Source organism: Thermus thermamylovorans, from assembly GCF_004307015.1.
Classification (GTDB): Bacteria; Deinococcota; Deinococci; order Deinococcales; family Thermaceae; genus Thermus; species Thermus thermamylovorans.
Map to the genome: position 1 here is coordinate 266,590 of NZ_SIJL01000002.1, position 18,313 is coordinate 284,902.

The window sequence follows — 18,313 nt, forward strand, 5'->3', positions numbered from 1 at the left end:
CATCCTAACCCTCCCCTGGGGGGCGGAAGGTGGCCCAGGCCTCCTTGGCACGGGGTGGCCTAGAGGGGCTTGGCCGCCTGGAGCCGGGCGTGGAAGGCGTGGGTCAGGGCGATGGCCAGGGCGTCCGCCAGGTGGCTGGGCCCGGGGGGCTCCTTGAGGCCCAGCATCCCCCGGACCATGAGGGCCACCTCCTCCTTGGTGGCGTGGCCGTGCCCGGCCAGGGCCCGCTTCACCTGCATGGGGCCGTAGGCGTAGACCGGCACCCCCGCCTCGAAGGCCGCCACCAGGACCGCCCCCAGGGCCCAGCCCACCTTGTAGGCCAGCTCGTTCTGCCGGTAGAAGTACTGCTCCTCCACCGCTAGGGCCTGGGGCTGGAAGCGGAGGAGGGCCTCCTTCACCCGGGCGTGGATCCGTCCCACCCGTTCCTGGGCGGCCTCCCGGTGAGAGGTCCGGACCACCTCCCCGTGGAGGAGGCGGGCCCTGAGGGTACCCTTCCCCTCCACCGCCACCACCCCCAGGCCCAGGTGGGTGATGCCAGGGTCCACCCCCAGGACCACCACGGCAAAGGGCGGTTCAGTTGCCCCGGCGGGGCGGGTAGTCCCCGTCCCCGTAGCGGATGAAGGCGGGGATGTCGAAGTTGTAGGGGTCGGGGTGGGCGGGGAAGTCCAGGGGGCGGGTGGGCCGGGGCATCACCGTGGCCTCCCCGAAGCCGGCGGCGATCAGGATCACCCGGAGCTCGTCCTGGGCCCTCTCGTCGTAGGTGACCCCGTAGAGGATGTCCACCTCCTCGTGGCCCGTGGCCGCCTGCACCCGCTCCACCACCTCGGCGGCCTCCATGAGGGAGAGGTCCTCGGAGCCCACCACGTTGAGGAGAAGCCGCCTGGCCCCCTCGATGGAGCGCTCCAGAAGGGGGCTTTGCGTGGCGCTCTTGGCCGCCTCCTCCACCCGGTTCTCCCCCCGGCCCGCCCCGATGCCCATGAGCACCTGGCCCGCCCCTTCCAGGAGGGCCTTCACGTCGGCGAAGTCCACGTTGATGAGCCCGGGGAGGTTGATCACGTCGGTGATGCCCTTTACCCCGTGGTAGAGCACCCGGTCGGCGATGAGGAAGGCGTCCTTGAGGCTCATCTTCTTGTCCACCGCCTGGAGGAGGCGGTCGTTCTGCACCACCACCATGGCGTCCACCCGCTCCTTGAGCCGCCTTATGCCCTCCTCCGCCGCCTTGAGGCGCTTGGGGCCCTCGAAGCTGAAGGGGCGGGTGACCACGGCCACGGTGAGGGCCCCCACGCGTTTGGCGATCTCCGCCACGATGGGGGCGCTTCCCGTCCCCGTCCCGCCCCCCATGCCCGCGGTGAGGAAGGCCAGGTCGGCCCCCTCCAGGGCCTCGGCGATGAGGTCCTCGGCCTCGAGGGCCGCCTTCTCCCCGATCTCGGGGTTGGCCCCCGCCCCCAGGCCCCGGGTGAGCCTTTCCCCCAGCTGGATGCGGGTGTCGGCCAGGCTCTTGGCCAGCACCTGGGCGTCGGTGTTGGCGGCGATGAACTCCACCCCCGTCAGGCCCGCCTCGATCATGCGGTTCACCGCGTTGTTCCCCGCCCCTCCCAGACCGATCACCTTGATGACGGCTCCCTCCATATCCTCCTCCCCTCCCGGCCTAGAACAGGTTGTTGAAGATCTCCTTGATGCGGGCCCAAAGCCCTCCGCCCTTTTCCCGCTCCTCCCGCCCCTTGCGCTCCCGGCCGCGGCGGGGCTCTGCCGCGCGGGCCGGAAGGGCGGCGCCGAAGCGCACGAGCCCCACCGCGGTGGCGTGGGCGGGGGTGGCCACCACGTCGGTGAGGCCGGAGACGCCCTGAGGCCTGCCCAGGCGCACGGGCAGGCCCAGCTGCTGGCGGGCCAGGAGGTCGAAGCCCCGCAGGAGGGCCGTCCCTCCCGTGAGGACCACCCGGTTCACCCGGATCTCCAGGGGCCCCATGGCCTCGTCCACGGACTGCCGGGCCAGGTGCAGGATCTCCCTGAGGCGGGGCCGGATGATGCGGGCCAGCTCCGGGGCCGGCACCTCCCCTAAGGAGCCCCCCTCCTGGTTGATCTCCAGGACCAGCTCGGGGTCGGCCAACTCGGGCAGGGCCGCCCCGTACTTGCGCTTCACCCGTTCGGCCTCCTCGAAGGGAATCTTCAGGAGCTGGGCGATGTCCTGGGTCACGTGGTCCCCTCCCAGGGGCAGGACGGTGGAGTGGGCCAGGCGGCTTTCCCGGAAAACCGCCACCTCGGTGGTGCCCCCGCCCACGTCCAGGAGGAGGACCGTCATGTGTTCCTCCTCCGGGCCCAGGGTTCCCAGGCCGCTGGCCAGGGTCTGGGCCACCAGGGCCTCGATCTCCAGCCCCGCCTCCTCCACCGCCCGGCGCAGGTTGGCCAAAGGCCCGCGCCCCGCGGCCACCAGGTGCACGTCCACCTCCAGGCGGACCCCGGCCATGCCCACGGGGTCTTTGATCCCCTCCTGCCCGTCCACCTTGAACTCCAGGGGCAGGGCGTGGAGCAGCTCCAGCTCCCCGTCGAAGGGGTAGGCCTTGGCCTGCTCGATGGCCCGCTCCACGTCGGCCTCGGAGATGCTCTGGCCCCGCCTTATGGCCGCCAGGCCGTGGCTGGTCACGCTCTTCAGGTGGGACCCTCCCACCCCCACCACCGCCCGCTCCACCTTCACCCCCGCCACCCGCTCCGCCTGGTGGACGCTTTGCCGGATGGCCTCGGTGGTGCGCTCCAGGTTCACCACCACCCCCCGCCTCAGGCCCTGGGAGGGGGCCGTCCCTTCCCCGATGATGTCCAGCACGCCGTCGGGGGCCAGCTCCCCGATCACGGTGGTGACCTTGCTGGTGCCTACGTCCAGTCCGGCGATGATCATGGGCGCACGCTCACCCCCCAAGCATACAGGTAGACCTCGCCCTTCGGGCGCACAGCTTGGGCATACTCTAGCAGAAGCCCGGGTTCCGGGGCGAAGAGGGTCCCTTCCGGGAGGTCCACCCAGAGGCCCGCTGGGGTGTAGCGGAGCCGCTGGGCCTCCGGGTAGGCCCGGGCCAGGGCCAGGAGGGCCTCCTTGGGGAGGGGCCCCTTGCCCTCCACCCGGGGTCCCGGGGCCAGGGGGCCTCCTCCCGGCAGCAGGGTGCCGTCCTCCGCCAGGGCGCTTCCGTCAGGGAGGGGGAGGAAGGGCCTCCGCTCCCGCACCCAAAGGCGCGCCGCCCCCGGCCGGGGCTTCTCCAGGCGGGCCTCGGCGATCCAGGGGTTTTGCCCCAGGGGGGCAAGCCGCCCGGGCCCTACCCAGAGCCAAGGCTCCCCCGGCAGGAGGCGGGCCTGGAGGAGGAGGGGCTCCGCTTCCAGGTGGACCAGCCCCACCGCTTCCACCTCCTCCAGGGGGAAGGCCACCCGGCTGGCCACGTAAAGGGTGGCCAGGAGGAGGGCCAGCAGGGCCTTCATGCTCCCCATCTTATCCCTCCCTTCCCCAGGCCCACCTAACCTCACGGCCAGACCTCCCACTCCAGCTCCAGGGGAAGCTCCTCCTGGATGCGCCTGAGGAGCTCCAGAACGTCCTTGGCCGTGGCCCGGCCCAGGTTGACGATGAAGTTGCCGTGCTCGGGGGAGACCATGGCGTCCCCCACCCGGAGGCCCTTGAAGCCCCCCTCGTCGATGAGCCTGCCCGCCGACTGCCCCGGGGGGTTTTTGAAGGCGCAGCCGGCGCTCTTCCGCTTGGGCTGGCCTTTGCGGGCAGCGTCCACCTCGGCCAGGCGCCTTTGGATCTCCTCCAGGGGGCGCTCCCGGAGCCGCAGGCGCACCCGGGTCACGATGCCCCCCGGGGGAAGCCGGCTCGTGCGGTAGCCGAAGCCCAGCTCCTCGGGGAGGTAGACCTGGAAGCGGCCCTCGTGGTAGACCTCCACCGCCTCCAGGGCGTCCGCCATCTCCCCGAAGCGGGTGCCCGCGTTCATCCGCACCGCCCCTCCCACCTGGGCGGGGATGCCCAGGAGGCCCTCCAGGCCGGAAAGCCCCGCCCGGGCGGCCTCCTGCACCAGCAGGGGCAGGAGGGCCCCCGCCCCCACCCAGCCCCTGAGGTCGTAGGCCTGGAACTCCCCGGCCAGCCGGATCACCCGCTCCGGCACCCCCTCGTCCCGGACCAGGAGGTTGGAGCCGTTCCCCAGGACCCGGTAGGGGGCCTCGGTGGCCCTCCGGAGCTCCTCCCGGGTCTCCACCGTCCAAAGCTCCGCCGGGCCCCCCACCCCCAGGGTGGTGTGGTCCTTGAGGAGCACCCGTTCAACCCTCATGGACGAGCCTCCGCGCCAGCTCGGTTACGTCCCCCGCCCCCAGGGCCAGCCACAGGTCCCCGGGGGCGGCGGTGGCCCGGGCGTAGGCCAGGGCCTCTTCGTTTTCCAGGAAGCGGGCCTCCGTGCCCAGGGCCAGGAGGCGCTCGGCGATCCTTTGGGCCAGGCCTTCGGGGCTCACCTCCCCCCGTTCCCCGGCGGTGTAGACGGGGAGGACCACCACCTCCTCCGCGGGGGCCAGGGCTTGGGCGAAGGCCTCCCAAAGCTCCTGGGTGCGGAGGAGGCGGTGGGGCTGGAAGAGGACCCGCACCCTGCGCCCCAGGAGGCGGGCGGCCTCCAGGGTAGCCCGCACCTCCGTGGGGTGGTGGGCGTAGTCGTCCACCACCAGGGCCTCCCGCACCTCCCCTACCCGCTGGAAGCGCCGCCCCACCCCGGGGAAGCGGGCCAGGCCTTCCAGGATCGCCCCCTCCTCCACCCCGAAGGCCAGGGCCCCCAGGGCCGCGGCCAGGGCGTTTTGCACGTTGTGGGCCCCGGGGACCTGCAGCCTGGCCTCTCCCAGGGGCCTCCCCCGGTGGATGAGGAGGAAGCGGCTCCCCCAGGGCCCGAGCTCCACCCCCTCGGCCCAAACCTCCCCCCCCTCCCCGAAGAGCCTTCGGGGCAGCCCCCGGGAGGCCTCCAGGAGCAGGGGGTCGGAGGCGGGGACCACGGCCACCTCGGCCCCCAGGAGGAAACCCCGCATGGCCGCCTGGAGCTCCTCCAAGCTCCCGTGGTAGTTGGGGGCTCTCCGCCCCCGGGGGGCCACGTGGTCGGCCTCCAGGTTGGTGGCCACCGCCACCCTCACCCGCACCCCCTGGAAGAGGGGGTCGGACTCGTCCACCTCCGCCAGCCGGGGGCCCCGCCCGGGGCGGGCGTTCCCCGGGAGGAGGCTAAGGTCCCCCCCCAGAAAGACCCAGGGGTCCAGGCCCGCGGCCAGGAGGACGCTGGCCAGCATCCCCGTGGTGGTGGTCTTGCCGTGGGTGCCCGTGACCCCCAGGGAAGGCCTCCCCTCCAGGAGGTGGGCCAGAAGCTCCATCCGCCGCACCACCCGCAGGCCCCGCCTTTGGGCCTCGGCCGCCTCCGGGTGGTCCGGGGGGATGGGGGTGGGCACCACCAGGGTGTCCGCCCCCTCCAGGTGGGCCGGGTCGTGCCCCCGGAGGACCGGCACCCCCAGGGCCCGGGCCCGTCCCCCCGGGGCCAGGTCGCACCCGGTGACCTCCACCCCCTCCGCCAGGAGGAGGCGGGCCAGGGCGCTCATCCCCACCCCCTCGATGCCCATGAGGTGTGCCCGCTTCATAGGAACTCCTCCAGCCAGTCTGCGATCCGCCCCGCGGCTCCCTCGGGGGAAAGCCGGGCCATGCCCTTGCGGTAGGGTTCTGGGTCGGCCAGGAGGCGCTCCACCTGGGCCTCGAGGCCCTCCCAGTCCGCAAGCTCCGCCCCCCCCGCCTCCTGGTAGGCCCGGGCGTTGGCCGCCTGCGCCCCCCCGTCCAGGCTGGGGGGCAGGGGGAAGAGGAGGGCAGGGAGGCGGTGGTAGGCGGCCTCGGCCAGGGTGCCCGCCCCCGCCCGGCCGAGGAGGAGGTCGGCGGCGCTCATGGCCAGGGGGGCGTCCAGGAAACCCGCCACCCGGTACCTCTCCCCCTCCAGGTGGCGGTAGCGCTCCACCCAGCGCTCCCCCACCTGGTGGAGCACCGGGAGTCCCAGGGCCTTGAGGCGGGGGGGAAGGCGCTCGTTGAGTTCCAGGCTCCCCTGGCTCCCCCCCAGGACCAGGAGGAGGGGCTTCCCCGGGTCGAAGCCCAGACGGCGCTTGGCCTCGGCCTTGGGGTGGCGTTCCTCCCGCACGGGGTAGCCCGTGCGCCGGGCCTTCTGCCCAAGGCCCGGGGGCAGGGGAAGGGGCAGGGAGAGGGCCAGGCCCCGGGCCCGGGGCAGGAGGAGGCGGTTGGCCAGGCCCAGGCGGGCGTTTTGCTCGTGGAGGAGGACGGGAATCCCCTTGAGCTCCGCCAGGAAGGCCCCGGGGAAGCCCGCGTACCCCCCGGTGGAGAGGACCGCCCGGGGGGCCACCTCCCGCAGGACCCGGCGGGCGGCCCAGAGGCCCCGGAGGAGCCCCAGGGCCTCCCGGGGCCGGAAGGCGGCCCGGTCCAGCTTGCCCGCGGGGATGAGGGCGTGGGGAAGCCCCGCCTCCGGCAGGAGGCGGGCCTCCAGCCCCCCCAGGGCCCCCAGGTAGAAGACCCCGTGCCCCCGGCGCCCGAGCTCCCCCGCCACCGCCAGGGCGGGGAAGAGGTGCCCCCCCGTGCCCCCTCCCGTGAGGAGGATCACCGCCCCACCTCCTTGGCCAGGCGCAGGAGCACCCCCACGGCCAGGCCCGAGACCAGGAGGGAGCTGCCCCCGTAGGACACCAGGGGCAGGGGCACCCCCGTGACCGGGAGGAAGCCCACGGCCACCCCGATGTTCAGGGCAGCCTGCAGGGTGAGGTACAGGGTGAGGCCCAGGGCCACCAGGCTCTCCGGCCCCCGGAGCCTCAGGGCCAGGGCCATCCCCCGGGCGAAGAGGAGGAGGTACAGGAAGAGGACCATCCCGCCCCCCAGCCAGCCGGTGGCGAAGACCACGCCGGCGAAGACCATGTCGTTGTGGGCCTCGGGCAGGTGGGGCAGGGCGCCCCCCGGCCCCTGGCCCAGGGGGCCTCCCAGGAGGATGGCCTTCTGGGCCTGGACCACCTGGTAGGCCCCCTGGGCGGGGTCGGCTTCTCCCTGCAGATAGTCCAGGAAGCTTGCGAAGCGCTCGGAGACGTAGCTGAAGCGGGCCAGGTAGTAGCCGGAGAAGGGGGCCAGGGCCAGAAGCCCCGCCAGGCTGACGGTGACCAGCCTACGCCAGGGCACCCCGGCCAGGACGAAGAGAAGCCCGCTCAGGGTGAGGAGAAAGAGGGCGGTGGCGAAGTCGGGCTGCACCAGGACCAGCCCGGCGGTGGCCGCCGCCAGGACCGCGGCCCCCAGGATGGGGTAGTCGTGGCCCTTGCGCCCCACGAAGGAGGCCAGGTAGAAGACCAGGGCCACCTTGGCCAGCTCCGAGGGCTGGAAGGCGAAGGCCCCCAGGTAGAACCAGCGGCGCACCCCCCCGGGCCCGTCCCCCAGCCAGAGGACCAGGGCCAGAAGGGCCAGGCTGAGGAAGAGGAGGGCCCGGCCGTGGCGGAGGAGGGCCCTAGGGGAGAGGAGGAACCCCAGGGCCAGGGCCAGGAGGGCCAGCCCCACCCGCAGGAGGTGGCCGGGCAGGAGGCTGGGCTCCGCCACCCCCACCCCCAGGAGGCCGAAGGCCAGAAGGAGGAGGGCGCTCAGGAGGAGGACGGGGTCCACGGTTCACCTCCCAAGGAGAAGACCGCCTCGCGGAAGGCCTGGGCGCGCTCCCGGTAGTCCTGGAACTGGTCGAAGCTGGCCGCCAAGGGGGCCAGGAGGACGCTCCCCCTTTCCAGGCGCCCCAGGGCCTCGGCCACCGCCCGGCGCAGGGCGGCCCGCCCCTCCCGCTCCCCGATCACCACCACCTCCACCCCCCCTAGGCCCTGGGCCAGGCGGGGCCCGTCCCGGCCGATGGCCAGGGCCACCCGCACCCGGGGGAGGAGGGGCCTCAGGGGGGCCAGGTCCGCCCCCTTGTCCTCCCCCCCCAGGATCCAGGCGATGGGGGCGGGGGCGGCCCGCAGGGCCGCGGCCACCGCCTGGGTGCGGGTGGCCATGGAGTCGTCGATGAAGACCACCTCCCCCTTGCGGGCGAAGGGCTGGAAGCGGTGGGGGGGGGTGGGCAGGTCCTCCAGGCTGGCCCGCAGGGCCCCCTCGTCCAGCCTGCGCCCCAGGAGGTCCAGGTAGGCCCGGGTGGCCGCCAGGGCCGCCCGCAGGTTGCTCTCCCGGGGGTCCTCCGCCGGGGCGAAGGGGTAGGCCCGGGCGGGGGAGGCCTCCGCCGCTGCCCGCACCCGGGGGTCCTCCCGGTTGTAGACCAGGGCGTCTGCGGGGGTGAGGTTCCGGAGGAGGTTCAGCTTGGCCCGGTGGTAGGCCTCGAGGCTCCCGTGCCGGTCCAGGTGGTCCACCCCCAGGTTGAGGAGGACCGCCACCCGGGGGCGGAAGGCGTGGACCCGCTCCAGCTGGAAGCTGGAGAGCTCGGCCACCGCCACCTCGGCCCCGTCCACCACCTCCACCAGGGGTGGGTCCACGTTCCCCCCGGCCAGGGCCCGCAGGCCCTGCCCCCTGAGGAGGTGGGCGGTGAAGAGGGTGGTGGTGGTCTTCCCCGCGGTGCCGGTGATCCCGATCAGGGGGGTGGGGGAGAGGCGGTAGGCCAGCTCCGCCTCCCCCAGCACCCGGGCCCCCCCCTGCCGCAGGCGCTCCAGGTGGGGGTGCTCCAGGGGCACCCCGGGGGCGGCCACCACCTCCCGGTAGGCCCCCTCCAGGGCCCAGTCGGGGGCGAAGCCCAGGGCCAGGGCCTCCCGGACCTCCGCCTCCTGGGGCCGGTCGTCGTAGAAGCGGGCGGGAAGCCCCCGCCGCCTCAGGAAGCGGAGCACCCCGAGCCCGCTCCGCCCCAGGCCGTAGACCAGGATCACGCCCCACCTCCCAGGCCGAAGGCCAAGGCGGTGGCCAGAGCGGTGACCACCGCGAAGCGGAAGACGATCTTGCCCTCCTCCCAGCCCAGGAGCTCGAAGTGGTGGTGCAGGGGGCTCATGCGCAGAAGCCGCCTGCCCGTGCGCCGGAAGTGGAGGACCTGGGCCACCACGGAGAGCACCTCCAAGACGGGCACGATGGCCGCCAGGGGCAGGAGCCAGAGCTTCCCCGTGAGGACGAAAAGCCCTGCCACCGCCGCCCCCAGGGCCTGGCTCCCCGTGTCCCCCATGAAGACCTTGGCCCGGGGGGCGTTGTGCCAGAGGAAGCCCAGCACCCCCCCGAGGAGGGCCTGGGCCAGGGGGTAGGGGTAGAAGGGGAGGAGGAGGATGGCGGCCACGCTGGCCAGAAGCCCGTCCAGCCCGTCGGTGAAGTTGAAGGCGTTGGCGGCCCCCACCACCGCCAGGGCGATGAGGAGGACGTCCAGGAGGGGCCAGGGGGTGTAGGCCACCTGGCGCACCGCCCAGAGGGCGAAGACCAGGGCCATGAGCCCCTGGAAGAGGAGCTTCTCCCGGGCCCTGAGGGGCCGGAAGAGGCTCCCCCCGAGGTCGTCCAAAAGGCCCAGGAGGGCGAAGCCCAGGGCCAAAAGCCAAAGCGCCCCCAGACCGTCCCCTCCCACGGCCAGGTAGGCCAGGAAGGCGGCCAGGAGGAAGGCCACCCCCCCCATGCTGGGGGTGCCCTCCTTGGCCAGGTGGCTTTGGGGCCCCTCGCGCCGGACCCGCTTCCCCAGGCCCAGGCCCCGCATGAGGGCCATCCAGGCCGCGGTGAGGAACCAGGCGAGGAGGAGGGCCAGGGCTAGGGCCATGCCACCTCCCGGCAGCTCAGGGTGCGGGGCCCGGGGGCCAGGTAGACCCACTCCTCCCAGGCGGCGAAGGCCTCCGCCTCGGCCAGGGGCCTGGCCCCCTCGAGGCCCACCAGGTAGACCCGGCCCCCCTCCAGGAGGGCCACCACCCCGCAGGCGGAGGCCTGGGCCTGCCGCACCGCCCCCGGGAGGGGAAGCCGCCACCCCTCGGGGTGGAAGAGGGCCTCCTCCCCCAGGGCCACCACCCCTCCCCCCCAGGCCACCACCTGGCGGAAGGCCCCGGGGCGGAGGAGGTCCCGGTCCCGGTAGAGCCCCCCCGCCCCCACCCAGAGGAGCCCCTCCCCGGTGAGGGCCGCGTCCCGGGCGGGGTAGGGGAGGACCTCCCCCTCGGCCCACACCCCCTCCCCCAGGCCCACCACCGGCCGGGGAGCGGCCCTCAGGAAGCGGGGCACCCCGGGGAGGGGGAGGCTTTCCAGGCGGCCTTCCCGGAAGACCAGGAGCTGGAAGGGGTAGGCGGCGTAGAGGGCCTCCCCGTCCGCGTCCAGGAGGAGGGGGGTGCCGGGAAGGGCCACCTGGAAGCGGCCCGTCACCAGCCCCCCCTGGGCGAAGCCCCCGGGGTAGGGGAGGAGGGGGGCCTCCCCCCCCAGGGGGGCGCAGGCGAAGAGGAGGGGGAGGAGGAGGATCAGGCGTCCCATAGCTCCAGGATTCGCTCCAGCCCCAGGGCCCGGGAGGCCTTCAGGTAGACCAGGTCCCCGGGGGCCACCCGCGCCTTCAGCCAGCGGAGGGCCTCCTCCAGGCTTCCCGCCGCCTCCCCCCCCAGGGCGGCCTGGGCCTCGGCGTGGGGCCCCAGGTAGAGGGGCCTGAGGCCCAGCCGGGCCGCCGCCTCCGCCACCCGCAGGTGGAGCCTTGGCGCCTCCTCCCCCAGCTCCCGCATCTCCCCCAGGACGGCCCACTTCCGCCCGGGCTGGGCGGCCAGCCACCGCAGCCCGGCCTCCACCGAGAGGGGGTTGGCGTTGTAGGCGTCGTTCAGGAAGACCACCCCGCCCCTCTCCTGCCGCTCCATCCGCCCCGGGGGGAGGGTGAGGGCGGCCAGGCGCTCCGCCACCTCCTTGAGGTCCTTCCCCAAAACCTCCCCCACCGCCAGGGCCGCCAGGGCCCCCAGGGCGGGGCCCAGGCCGGGGTAGGGTACCCGTACCGGGAGGCCCCGGTAGCGGAAGCGGCTCCCCTCGGGGAGGAGCTCCAGGCCCTCCCCGGGAAAGGTGGCCTCCCCGAAGCCGTAGGTGAGGAAACTCCCGTGGCCGAAGGCCCGGAGGACCTCCTGGGCCTGCAGGCTCACCAGGGCCTCCGGCGCCTGGAGGAGCCCCGCCTCCTCCCGCACCACCCCCTCGAGGTCCCCAAAGGCCAGGAGGTGCTCCTCCCCCAAGGCGGTGAGGACCGCCAGGTGGGGCCGGGCCAGGGCCATGAGCTCGGCCATCTCCCCCACCCGGTCCACCCCCAGCTCCACCACCGTCCCCGGGGCCCTGGGGTCCAGGCCCAGGAAGTGGCGGGCCAGGGGGGGGGCGGTGTTCTGGTTGCCGGGCGGGGCAGGGAAGCCCAGGGCCTGGGCGAGGGCCTCCTTGGTGGTGGTCTTGCCTGTACTCCCCCCCACGGCCACCACCGGCCCGGGGAAGAGGTCCCTGAGGGCCCGGCCCAGGCGGAGGAGGGCCCGGTAGGGGTTGGCCACCTCCACCGTGGCCCACCCCGGCCGGTCGCTGAGGAGCAGGTGGGCCCCCCGCTCCAGGGCCTCCCCTGCGAAAGCCCGGCCGTGGACCCTCGCCCCGGGCAGGGCCACGAAGAGGCCTCCCGGCGCCACCTGGCGGCTGTCCCAGTGGAGGTCCCGCACCGGGCGCCCCCCGGGGTGGAGCCTCCCCCCGGTGGCCGCGGCCACCCACTCCGGCGTCACTTCCCTAACATGCGCAACATGCACAACCCACTCACCGCCCTTCAGCATAGGGGGGCACCCCCCGGTAGGCCAAGAGCCCCGCGGCCACCTCCCGGAAGATGGGGGCGGCCACCAGGCTGCCGTAGACCTCCCCCTTGGGGTGGTGGACGGCCACCGCCACGGTGTAGAGGGGCCGGTCCCCGGGGACGAAGCCCGCGAACCAGGCGGTGAAGACCTCCCGGGAGTAGCGCCCCTCCACCACCACCTGGGCCGTGCCCGTCTTGCCCGCCAGGGGGTAGCCGGGAAGGCGGGCCCGGGGGGCCAGGGTCTCCTCCAGGGCCCGGCGCACCGCCGCCGCCGTGGCCTGGGAGAAGACCCGCACCTCCCGGGCCTCTTGGTCGGCGAGAAGCCGGGGGGGACGGTACACCCCGTCCGCCAGGGCGGCGAAGGCCGCCGCCAGGTGCAGGGGGGTGACCAGGAAGCCCTGGCCGAAGGTGTGGTTGGCGTAGGCCGCCCGGCTCCACTCCCTGGGGGGGCGGACCACCGCCGGGGCCACCCGCACCCCGGGGAGGGGGCTGCCGGCGGTGAGGCCCAGGCGCTCCAGGTAGCCGTAGAAAGCCTCCTTGGGCAGCCTCTCGGCCAGCAGGCTGATGCCCACGTTGGAGGAGTGGCCCAGCACCTCGGTGAGGGTAAGGACCGGGGGGTGGGGCAGGGGGTCGCGGATGGTCCAGCCCTCCACCACCCGGAAGGGGGGAGCCTCCACCCGGGTGGCGAGGGTGGCCAGGCCCTCCTCCAGGAGCATGGCGGCGGTGAGGGCCTTGACCGTGGAGCCCGGCTCCAGGGGCACCAGGAAGGCGTGGTTGCGCCAGGCGATGTCCTTCTCCGGGTCCCCGCGGGGGGCCAGGGGGTCGAAGGGGGGCCCGTTGGCCACCGCCACCAGCCTGCCCTCCGGGTCCAGGACCACCAGGGAGGCGAAGGCCCCCCGGCTTCGGGCCAGGCCCGCCCAGAGGGCCCGCTCCGCCATGGCCTGCACCCAGGGGTCCAGGGTGAGGGTGAAGGAGCGCCCCTCGCTCAGGGCGGCGTTCAGGTCCCGCTCCAGCCCCTCCAGGCCCCGGCCCGTGGCCCGCTCCCCGAAGCCCAAAAGCTGGCTCATGCTCTTTCCCAAGGGGTAGTGGCGGCCTCCCCGGAGGCTTACGGCCAGGGGGGTGCCGTCCTGGGCGTAAAAGGCCCCCCGGGGCGGGGCGGGGGGCGGGGGTGGGGGAGGGAGCCGGGGAGGGTGGGCCACCAGGGCGTGGACCCCCAGGGCGAAGAGCACCGTCCAGAGGGCGAAGCCCAGGAGGACCAGGGGCACCCGGCTCGCCCCCGCGGTCACCGGACCCACCTCCCCCGGCTCATGGGCACGAAGCCCTCCCGCTCGGCCCACTCCAGGACCCGGTGGGGCCGGGTGGCCTCCCACCCCTCCCGGAGGAGGGCCTCCTCCTGGGCCTCCAAGGCGGCCAGCCGCTCCTTCAGGGCCTGCAGGCGGGCCCGCTCCATCTGGTTGCCGTGGCCCAGGGCGAAGACCAGGAGAAGGGCCAGGAGGTAGAGGAGGCCGAAGCGCCACACCGTCCTCATGCCCCCTCCTTCGCCGCCGCCCGCAGCTTGGCGCTGCGGGCCCTGGGGTTCCTCGCCACCTCCTCGGGGCCCGGGGTGAGGGGCCTGGGGGTGAGGACCTTGAGGCCGCTTTCCCGGAGGAAGCGCTTCACCAGGCGGTCCTCCAGGGAGTGAAAGGCGATGACCACGAGCCGCCCTCCGGGAGCCAGGGCCTCCTGGGCCTGCTCCAGGAACTCGGCCAGGGCCCCGAGCTCGTCGTTCACGTAGAGGCGCAGGGCCTGGAAGGTCTTGCGGGCGGGATGGCCTGCCCGGCGGAAGCCCACCGCCCGGCGCACGATCTCCGCCAGCTGGGTGGTGGTGCGGATGGGGGCCTTTTCCCGGGCGGCCACGATGGCCCTGGCGATGCGCTGGGCCTCCCGCTCCTCCCCCAGGTCCCGCAGGATGCGGCGGAGCTCCTCCAGGGGGAGCCGGTTCACCACCTCCGCCGCGGTGGGGCCCTCCTCCCCCAGGCGCATGTCCAGGGGGCCTTCCCTCTGGTAGCTGAAGCCCCGGCGGGGGTCTTCCAGCTGGAGGCTGGAGACCCCGAGGTCCGCCAGGACCCCCGCCACCTGCGCCACCCCCGCCTCCCGCAGCACCTCCCCAAGGTGGCGGAAGTTGGCCTGGTAGACCCTGAGGCCGGGCAGGCCCAGGGCCCGGGCCCTCTTGACCGCCTCCGGGTCCCGGTCCAGGCCGATCACCAGCCCACCCCGCTCCAGGATCCCCCGGGCGTGGCCCGCCCCGCCCAGGGTGGCGTCCACGTACACCTCCCCGGGCCGGACCTGGAGGAGGTCCAAAGCCTCCCGGTAGAGGACGGGTACGTGCTGGGCGACGGGCTCCATAGGGCTATCCGATCAGTCCCCTCAGGGCCTCGGGGGCGGGGGGGCTTTGCATGATGGCCTCGATGGCCTTCCACCAGCGCTCCTGGCTCCAGATCTCCAGCCTCCCCGGGGCCCCGGCGATGACCACCTCGCTCCCCTCCTCCAGGCCCGCGAACTGGCGCAGGGGGGGTGGGATGAGGACCCGGGAGGCGTTGTCCATGCGGGTCTTGTGGGCCCCGGAGTAGAAGAAGCGCACGAAGGCCCGGGCCTCGGCGTCGGTGAGGGGGAGGTTCACCAGCTGCTCCTCGATCTTGCGCCAGCGGTCCGAGGGGAAGACGTAAAGGCAGCCCTCCATCCCCCGGGTGAGCACCAGGCCGTCCTCCAGGAAGTCCCGGAAGGGGGCGGGGACCACCACCCGCCCCTTGTCGTCCAGGCTGTACTGGTACTCCCCGAAGGGCATCTCCCACCCCCTCCCACCTTCCGGTTCTCGGGACCCGTGCGGGGAGGCCCGCCTTGGCCCTGCCCGGAGAAGGCTTTACGGGCGGCAGTATACCATGGTTCCCCCACAGATTTCCACTCCCTCCCACCTGCCACCCACCAGTGCCCCACCTCCGGGGAAAAGGAACCCCCCGAGCCTGCGCTCGGGGGAACCGGGACAGGGCGTAAGCCGGGTTCTGTTTCTGCGGTCATCTCTCTGGGACCGCGGTCGCCCGCGGCCTCAAGCGGCCCATCCCAGGGGTTGCGGCGGGCCGGGCCAGCCCTTCCCCTCTACCGGGCCTTGCACCGGGTGGGGTTTGCCGTGCCGCCCCTGTTGCCAGGAGGCGCGGTGGGCTCTTACCCCGCCGTTTCACCCTTGCCCGCACCGGGCCCTTGGGCCCGGCCGCTGGCGGTCTCTTCTCTGTGGCACTTTCCGTCGGGTTGCCCCGCCCAGCCGTTAGCTGGCACCCTGCCCTATGGTGCCCGGACTTTCCTCACCCGGAGGGGTTGGCCTCCGGGCGCGACCGCACCCCTGTCCCGGGGCACCCTTCATTCTAACCCCCGGCCCTGCTAAGGTGAAGGGGTGCGGCTTCCCTGGTACACCCCCCTCCTTTTCCTCTTCCTGGCCCTGGTGGGGCTTGGCGCCCTGGCCCTCCTCTGGTCCCTGGCCGCCCTCGCCCTCCTGGGGGCGGGCCTCTGGCTCCTCTGGCAGCGGCTACGCCGCCTGGGCCGCCCCTCCTGGCGCCGCCTCCCCCCGCCCTAGCTTGACGAGGGGGGCCCATCCCCCTAGAATGACCCTTGCGTCTGCCGGGGTGGCGGAATTGGTAGACGCGCACGATTCAGGGTCGTGTGTCCTCGCGGACGTGCGGGTTCAAGTCCCGCCCCCGGCACCAGGAGGGCCCCCAGGAGGGGGCCCTGGCCTTTTGCTACACTTAGGCCCATGACGCGGGTTCTCTCCGGCATCCAGCCCTCGGGGGAGATCCACATCGGCAACTACCTGGGGGCCATCCGGCAGTGGGTGGAGCTGGGGGAGCGCTTGGGGCGGGAGGCCTTCTTCTGCATCGTGGACTACCACGCCCTCACCAACCCCCTGGCCTACGACCCCAGCACCCTGGCCCAGCGCACCTTTGAGGCCGCCCTGGTGAACATGGCCGCCGGGCTCGACCCGGAACGGGTCACCCTCTTCGTCCAGTCCCACGTGCCCGAGCACACGGAGCTCGCCTGGGTCTTCACCACCCTCACCCCCCTGGGGGACCTCACCCGCATGACCCAGTTCAAGGACAAGGCCGCCAAGCAGGAGGCGGTCTGGAGCGGCCTCCTCATGTACCCCGTGCTGCAGGCGGCGGACATCCTGGTCTACAAGGCGGACACCGTCCCCGTGGGGGAGGACCAGGTGCAGCACATCGAGCTCACCCGGGAGATCGCAAGGCGCTTCAACGCCCTCTTCGGGGAGACCTTCCCCGAGCCCGAAGCCCTCCTGAACCCCGAGGCCCCCCGGGTGCCGGGCATCGACGGCAAGGCCAAGATGAGCAAGTCCCTGGGGAACACCATCGGCCTTCTGGAGGACGAAAGGAGCATCTGGGAGAAGATCCGCCACCTCCCCGACGACCCCCAGAGGATCCGCCTTGCGGACCCCGGGGACCCGGAGCGCACGGTGGTCTTCACCTACCTCGGCTACTTCGCCCCCAAGGAGCTGGTGGCGGCCCTGAAGGAGGAGTACCGCAAGGCGGGGATCGGCACCCTGGTGGTGAAGCGGATCCTCTTCGAGGAGATGATGAAGGTCCTCCGCCCCATCCGGGAGCGGGCCGAGCAGCTCAAAAAGCACCCCGACCACGTGATGGACGCCCTCCTGGAGGGGGCCAGGCGGGCGCGGGCGGTGGCCCAGGCCACCATGGAGGAGGTGCGGGAGAAGGTGGGGCTCCTTCTCCCCGCGAAGCGCCCGGTGTACCGGTGATCCGCCTCGAGTTCCCCGGGTTTTCCGGCGCGCCGCAGGAGTTGCGGGAGGCCCTCAGGCGGGGTCGGGTTTCCCCCAGGGGGCTTCCTGTGCTCCTCATCGTGGAGCAGGCCCTGGCCCAGGTGCCGGAGGACCTCCGCGCCCGGGCGGAGCTTTTGCCCCTTCTGGCCGAACTTCTGGTGCTGAAGCTTGCCCCGGAGAAGGCCCTCACCCCGAAGGAGGAAGGGGAGGAGGCCCCCATCGTGCGGGTGCTGGTGGACCTTTCCGAAACCGTGGCCTTTTTGGAGGAGCGCCTCCGGCGGCGGGCCCGGCTCCTCCCCGTGGCCCCGCCCCCGGTGCCCAAGCCCGCCCTGCGCCTTTCCCCCAGGGCGCTCAGGGAGGCCGCCCGGCCCTTCCGCAAGGCGGTGCTGGCCCTGCCCCGGGAGGGCTTCGGCCTGCGGGAGGCCTGGGAGCGGCTGAGGCCCTTCCTAAGGGGGCGGGTGGCCTTCCACCGCCTCCCCTTGCGGGGCTGGGGGGAAAGGGCGGTGGGCTTCGCCGCCCTCCTGGAAGCCCACCGCCTGGGCCTGGTGCGGCTATGCCAGGAAGAACCCTTCGGTCCCCTCTGGGTGGAGGCGAAGGGGGCACTGGAGGGGAGGCGGCTGGCGTAGGGGGCTTGGGTGCCGGGGGGCGCTCCTGGGGTCTTGGCGTTTTGTAGAATGGGGGCGGTGCGCCTCGAGGAGGTCCAAAGCAGGCTGGCCCCACACCTGGAGGCGTTGCGGCAGCGCTTCGGGGTGGAAGCCCTTTATCTTTTCGGTTCCACCGCTCGCGGGGAAGCCGGGCCGGGGAGCGATGTGGACTTCCTGGTGCGCTTCGCGCGCCGCCCGGGTTTTCTGGGGTATATGGGCCTGAAGCTTTTTTTGAGGAGGTTTTGGGCACGCGGGTGGACCTGGCCACGGAGGGGGCTTTGCGGCCCGAGCTGCGGGGGCAGGTGGAGCGGGAGGCGCTAAGGGTTGCGTGACTGGCGGCTTTACGAGCGATGGCTTGTCTAGCGCAGGAGGGTGAGCAGGGCCAAGGCGGCGGCCAGGGCGGTGAAGTAGAGCATGAGCCGGTTGAGGGCGGCGTGGATGTCCCCCTTGACCTTCTGGCGCAGGGCCTGGATTTCTCCCATAACCTCCTGGCGCAACGCGTGAACATCCCCCTTGAGCTCCTGGCGCAGGGCCTGGATTTCCCCCCTGACCTCCAGCCGCAGGGCTTGGATTTCCTCCCTGACTTCCTGGCGCAGGGCTTGGATTTCCTCCTTGACCTCCTGCCGCAGGGCCTGCAGCTCCCCCTTGAGCTCCTGCCGCAGGAGGTCCATGCGGTTTTCCACCCCCGCCACCCGGGAGGGGAGGGTGGCCATGACCCCTTCCANTCCTTGACCTCCTGCCGCAGGGCCTGCAGCTCCCCCTTGAGCTCCTGCCGCAGGAGGTCCATGCGGTTTTCCACCCCCGCCACCCGGGAGGGGAGGGTGGCCATGACCCCTTCCACGATCCCCTCCAGCTTGTAGAGGCGCTCCTCGGTGGTCATGCCTGCCCTTAGGGTAGCATGTCCCGGGCGGGGTTAGAATGGGGCCCGTGGGAGAGGCCGCCAAGCGCCTCCGCCCCATGGGGGCCGAAGAGTACCTGGCCTGGGAGGCCTCCCAGGAGGAGCGGCACGAGCTCCTGGAGGGCCTGCCCTGCGCCTTTCCCCCAAGGCGCTCAAGGAGGCCACCCGGCCCTTCCGCAAGGCGGTG

At 73.4% G+C, this 18,313-nt stretch carries 20 protein-coding genes, 1 tRNA gene, 1 other RNA gene and 1 pseudogene; 5 read left to right on the plus strand and 18 right to left on the minus strand.

Going from position 1 to position 18,313, the window contains the following annotated elements; genetic code table 11:
* Nucleotides 1-59 precede the first annotated feature (59 nt).
* The 17 genes from ETP66_RS02885 to rnpB form a co-directional block, all read right to left on the minus strand.
* Complete coding sequence (locus tag ETP66_RS02885) at nucleotides 60-560, minus strand: crossover junction endodeoxyribonuclease RuvC (RefSeq protein ID WP_130840430.1); 501 nt, start codon at nucleotides 558-560, stop codon at nucleotides 60-62.
* A gap of 13 nt (nucleotides 561-573) precedes the next feature.
* The gene (ftsZ, locus tag ETP66_RS02890) at nucleotides 574-1,629 is read right to left on the minus strand and encodes a cell division protein FtsZ (RefSeq protein ID WP_130840432.1); all 1,056 of its coding nucleotides are present in this window, start codon (nucleotides 1,627-1,629) and stop codon (nucleotides 574-576) included.
* Between the two features lie 19 nt (nucleotides 1,630-1,648).
* Nucleotides 1,649-2,890 carry a cell division protein FtsA gene (ftsA, locus tag ETP66_RS02895; protein WP_130840433.1) on the minus strand — a complete coding sequence of 414 codons (1,242 nt, stop codon included), beginning with the start codon at nucleotides 2,888-2,890 and terminating at the stop codon, nucleotides 1,649-1,651.
* Nucleotides 2,887-3,468 carry an FtsQ-type POTRA domain-containing protein gene (locus ETP66_RS02900; RefSeq protein WP_130840435.1) on the minus strand — a complete coding sequence of 194 codons (582 nt, stop codon included), beginning with the start codon at nucleotides 3,466-3,468 and terminating at the stop codon, nucleotides 2,887-2,889. The genes ftsA and ETP66_RS02900 overlap by 4 nt, the downstream gene beginning before the upstream one ends.
* Nucleotides 3,469-3,500: 32 nt before the next feature.
* Nucleotides 3,501-4,298 (minus strand): UDP-N-acetylmuramate dehydrogenase, encoded by a 798-nt coding sequence (locus tag ETP66_RS02905; protein WP_130840437.1) that lies wholly within the window; start codon nucleotides 4,296-4,298, stop codon nucleotides 3,501-3,503.
* Nucleotides 4,288-5,628: a UDP-N-acetylmuramate--L-alanine ligase gene (locus tag ETP66_RS02910; protein ID WP_130840439.1), complete on the minus strand. Its 1,341-nt coding sequence runs from the start codon at nucleotides 5,626-5,628 to the stop codon at nucleotides 4,288-4,290. Before ETP66_RS02910 ends, ETP66_RS02905 begins: the two co-directional genes overlap by 11 nt.
* On the minus strand, nucleotides 5,625-6,644 hold the full coding sequence (locus tag ETP66_RS02915) for a UDP-N-acetylglucosamine--N-acetylmuramyl-(pentapeptide) pyrophosphoryl-undecaprenol N-acetylglucosamine transferase (protein ID WP_130840441.1): 1,020 nt from the start codon (nucleotides 6,642-6,644) through the stop codon (nucleotides 5,625-5,627). The genes ETP66_RS02910 and ETP66_RS02915 overlap by 4 nt, the downstream gene beginning before the upstream one ends.
* Entirely contained in the window at nucleotides 6,641-7,675 is a 1,035-nt protein-coding gene (locus ETP66_RS02920) for an FtsW/RodA/SpoVE family cell cycle protein (protein WP_130840443.1), read from the minus strand. Before ETP66_RS02920 ends, ETP66_RS02915 begins: the two co-directional genes overlap by 4 nt.
* Nucleotides 7,654-8,904 carry a UDP-N-acetylmuramoyl-L-alanine--D-glutamate ligase gene (gene murD, locus ETP66_RS02925; protein WP_130840445.1) on the minus strand — a complete coding sequence of 417 codons (1,251 nt, stop codon included), beginning with the start codon at nucleotides 8,902-8,904 and terminating at the stop codon, nucleotides 7,654-7,656. The genes ETP66_RS02920 and murD overlap by 22 nt, the downstream gene beginning before the upstream one ends.
* Nucleotides 8,901-9,764 (minus strand): phospho-N-acetylmuramoyl-pentapeptide-transferase, encoded by an 864-nt coding sequence (locus tag ETP66_RS02930; RefSeq protein ID WP_130840447.1) that lies wholly within the window; start codon nucleotides 9,762-9,764, stop codon nucleotides 8,901-8,903. Before ETP66_RS02930 ends, murD begins: the two co-directional genes overlap by 4 nt.
* Nucleotides 9,755-10,456 (minus strand): hypothetical protein, encoded by a 702-nt coding sequence (locus ETP66_RS02935; RefSeq protein WP_130840449.1) that lies wholly within the window; start codon nucleotides 10,454-10,456, stop codon nucleotides 9,755-9,757. Before ETP66_RS02935 ends, ETP66_RS02930 begins: the two co-directional genes overlap by 10 nt.
* A complete protein-coding gene (locus ETP66_RS02940; RefSeq protein WP_201738452.1) occupies nucleotides 10,444-11,751 on the minus strand; it encodes a UDP-N-acetylmuramoyl-tripeptide--D-alanyl-D-alanine ligase in 1,308 nt (435 codons plus the stop codon). The genes ETP66_RS02935 and ETP66_RS02940 overlap by 13 nt, the downstream gene beginning before the upstream one ends.
* Nucleotides 11,735-13,054, minus strand: coding sequence for a peptidoglycan D,D-transpeptidase FtsI family protein (locus ETP66_RS02945; RefSeq protein ID WP_130840489.1), 1,320 nt, complete (start codon nucleotides 13,052-13,054; stop codon nucleotides 11,735-11,737). The genes ETP66_RS02940 and ETP66_RS02945 overlap by 17 nt, the downstream gene beginning before the upstream one ends.
* Nucleotides 13,051-13,296 carry a hypothetical protein gene (locus ETP66_RS02950; RefSeq protein WP_130840453.1) on the minus strand — a complete coding sequence of 82 codons (246 nt, stop codon included), beginning with the start codon at nucleotides 13,294-13,296 and terminating at the stop codon, nucleotides 13,051-13,053. Before ETP66_RS02950 ends, ETP66_RS02945 begins: the two co-directional genes overlap by 4 nt.
* Complete coding sequence (gene rsmH, locus ETP66_RS02955) at nucleotides 13,293-14,153, minus strand: 16S rRNA (cytosine(1402)-N(4))-methyltransferase RsmH (RefSeq protein ID WP_130840454.1); 861 nt, start codon at nucleotides 14,151-14,153, stop codon at nucleotides 13,293-13,295. The genes ETP66_RS02950 and rsmH overlap by 4 nt, the downstream gene beginning before the upstream one ends.
* Before the next feature lie 4 nt (nucleotides 14,154-14,157).
* Entirely contained in the window at nucleotides 14,158-14,592 is a 435-nt protein-coding gene (gene mraZ, locus ETP66_RS02960) for a division/cell wall cluster transcriptional repressor MraZ (protein WP_130840456.1), read from the minus strand.
* Between the two features lie 187 nt (nucleotides 14,593-14,779).
* Nucleotides 14,780-15,149, minus strand: an RNA gene (gene rnpB, locus ETP66_RS02965) — RNase P RNA component class A.
* Nucleotides 15,150-15,192: 43 nt separating this feature from the next.
* Between rnpB and ETP66_RS02970 the strand changes: the two genes are divergently transcribed.
* The 5 genes and pseudogenes from ETP66_RS02970 to ETP66_RS12110 all read left to right on the plus strand — a co-directional run.
* The gene (locus ETP66_RS02970; RefSeq protein WP_130840458.1) at nucleotides 15,193-15,372 is read left to right on the plus strand and encodes a hypothetical protein; all 180 of its coding nucleotides are present in this window, start codon (nucleotides 15,193-15,195) and stop codon (nucleotides 15,370-15,372) included.
* 43 nt (nucleotides 15,373-15,415) lie between these two features.
* Nucleotides 15,416-15,502, plus strand: a tRNA-Leu gene (locus tag ETP66_RS02975).
* 47 nt (nucleotides 15,503-15,549) lie between these two features.
* The gene (trpS, locus tag ETP66_RS02980) at nucleotides 15,550-16,563 is read left to right on the plus strand and encodes a tryptophan--tRNA ligase (protein WP_130840460.1); all 1,014 of its coding nucleotides are present in this window, start codon (nucleotides 15,550-15,552) and stop codon (nucleotides 16,561-16,563) included.
* Complete coding sequence (locus ETP66_RS02985; protein ID WP_130840462.1) at nucleotides 16,560-17,210, plus strand: chromosome segregation protein ScpA; 651 nt, start codon at nucleotides 16,560-16,562, stop codon at nucleotides 17,208-17,210. The genes trpS and ETP66_RS02985 overlap by 4 nt, the downstream gene beginning before the upstream one ends.
* 48 nt (nucleotides 17,211-17,258) lie before the next feature.
* Nucleotides 17,259-17,384, plus strand: a pseudogene (locus tag ETP66_RS12110) (nucleotidyltransferase family protein); the annotation flags it as partial.
* A gap of 203 nt (nucleotides 17,385-17,587) precedes the next feature.
* On the opposite strand, the gene ETP66_RS02995 reads toward ETP66_RS12110, so the two are convergent.
* Nucleotides 17,588-17,941, minus strand: coding sequence for a DUF1640 domain-containing protein (locus ETP66_RS02995; RefSeq protein WP_201738453.1), 354 nt, complete (start codon nucleotides 17,939-17,941; stop codon nucleotides 17,588-17,590).
* Between the last annotated feature and the right edge of the window lie 372 nt (nucleotides 17,942-18,313).

Excerpts from the sequence above, each read along its gene's own strand:
- ftsZ (WP_130840432.1), bottom strand. The coding sequence starts at position 1,629 with ATGGAGGGAGCCGTCATCAAGGTGATCGGTCTGGGAGGGGCGGGGAAC.
- ETP66_RS02935 (WP_130840449.1), bottom strand. The coding sequence starts at position 10,456 with ATGGGACGCCTGATCCTCCTCCTCCCCCTCCTCTTCGCCTGCGCCCCC.
- ETP66_RS02930 (WP_130840447.1), bottom strand. The coding sequence starts at position 9,764 with ATGGCCCTAGCCCTGGCCCTCCTCCTCGCCTGGTTCCTCACCGCGGCC.
- ETP66_RS02910 (WP_130840439.1), bottom strand. The coding sequence starts at position 5,628 with ATGAAGCGGGCACACCTCATGGGCATCGAGGGGGTGGGGATGAGCGCC.
- ETP66_RS02900 (WP_130840435.1), bottom strand. The coding sequence starts at position 3,468 with ATGGGGAGCATGAAGGCCCTGCTGGCCCTCCTCCTGGCCACCCTTTAC.
- ftsA (WP_130840433.1), bottom strand. The coding sequence starts at position 2,890 with ATGATCATCGCCGGACTGGACGTAGGCACCAGCAAGGTCACCACCGTG.
- ETP66_RS02995 (WP_201738453.1), bottom strand. The coding sequence starts at position 17,941 with ATGGCCACCCTCCCCTCCCGGGTGGCGGGGGTGGAAAACCGCATGGAC.
- ETP66_RS02940 (WP_201738452.1), bottom strand. The coding sequence starts at position 11,751 with ATGCTGAAGGGCGGTGAGTGGGTTGTGCATGTTGCGCATGTTAGGGAA.
- mraZ (WP_130840456.1), bottom strand. The coding sequence starts at position 14,592 with ATGCCCTTCGGGGAGTACCAGTACAGCCTGGACGACAAGGGGCGGGTG.
- ETP66_RS02905 (WP_130840437.1), bottom strand. The coding sequence starts at position 4,298 with ATGAGGGTTGAACGGGTGCTCCTCAAGGACCACACCACCCTGGGGGTG.
- trpS (WP_130840460.1), top strand. The coding sequence starts at position 15,550 with ATGACGCGGGTTCTCTCCGGCATCCAGCCCTCGGGGGAGATCCACATC.
- ETP66_RS02950 (WP_130840453.1), bottom strand. The coding sequence starts at position 13,296 with ATGAGGACGGTGTGGCGCTTCGGCCTCCTCTACCTCCTGGCCCTTCTC.
- rsmH (WP_130840454.1), bottom strand. The coding sequence starts at position 14,153 with ATGGAGCCCGTCGCCCAGCACGTACCCGTCCTCTACCGGGAGGCTTTG.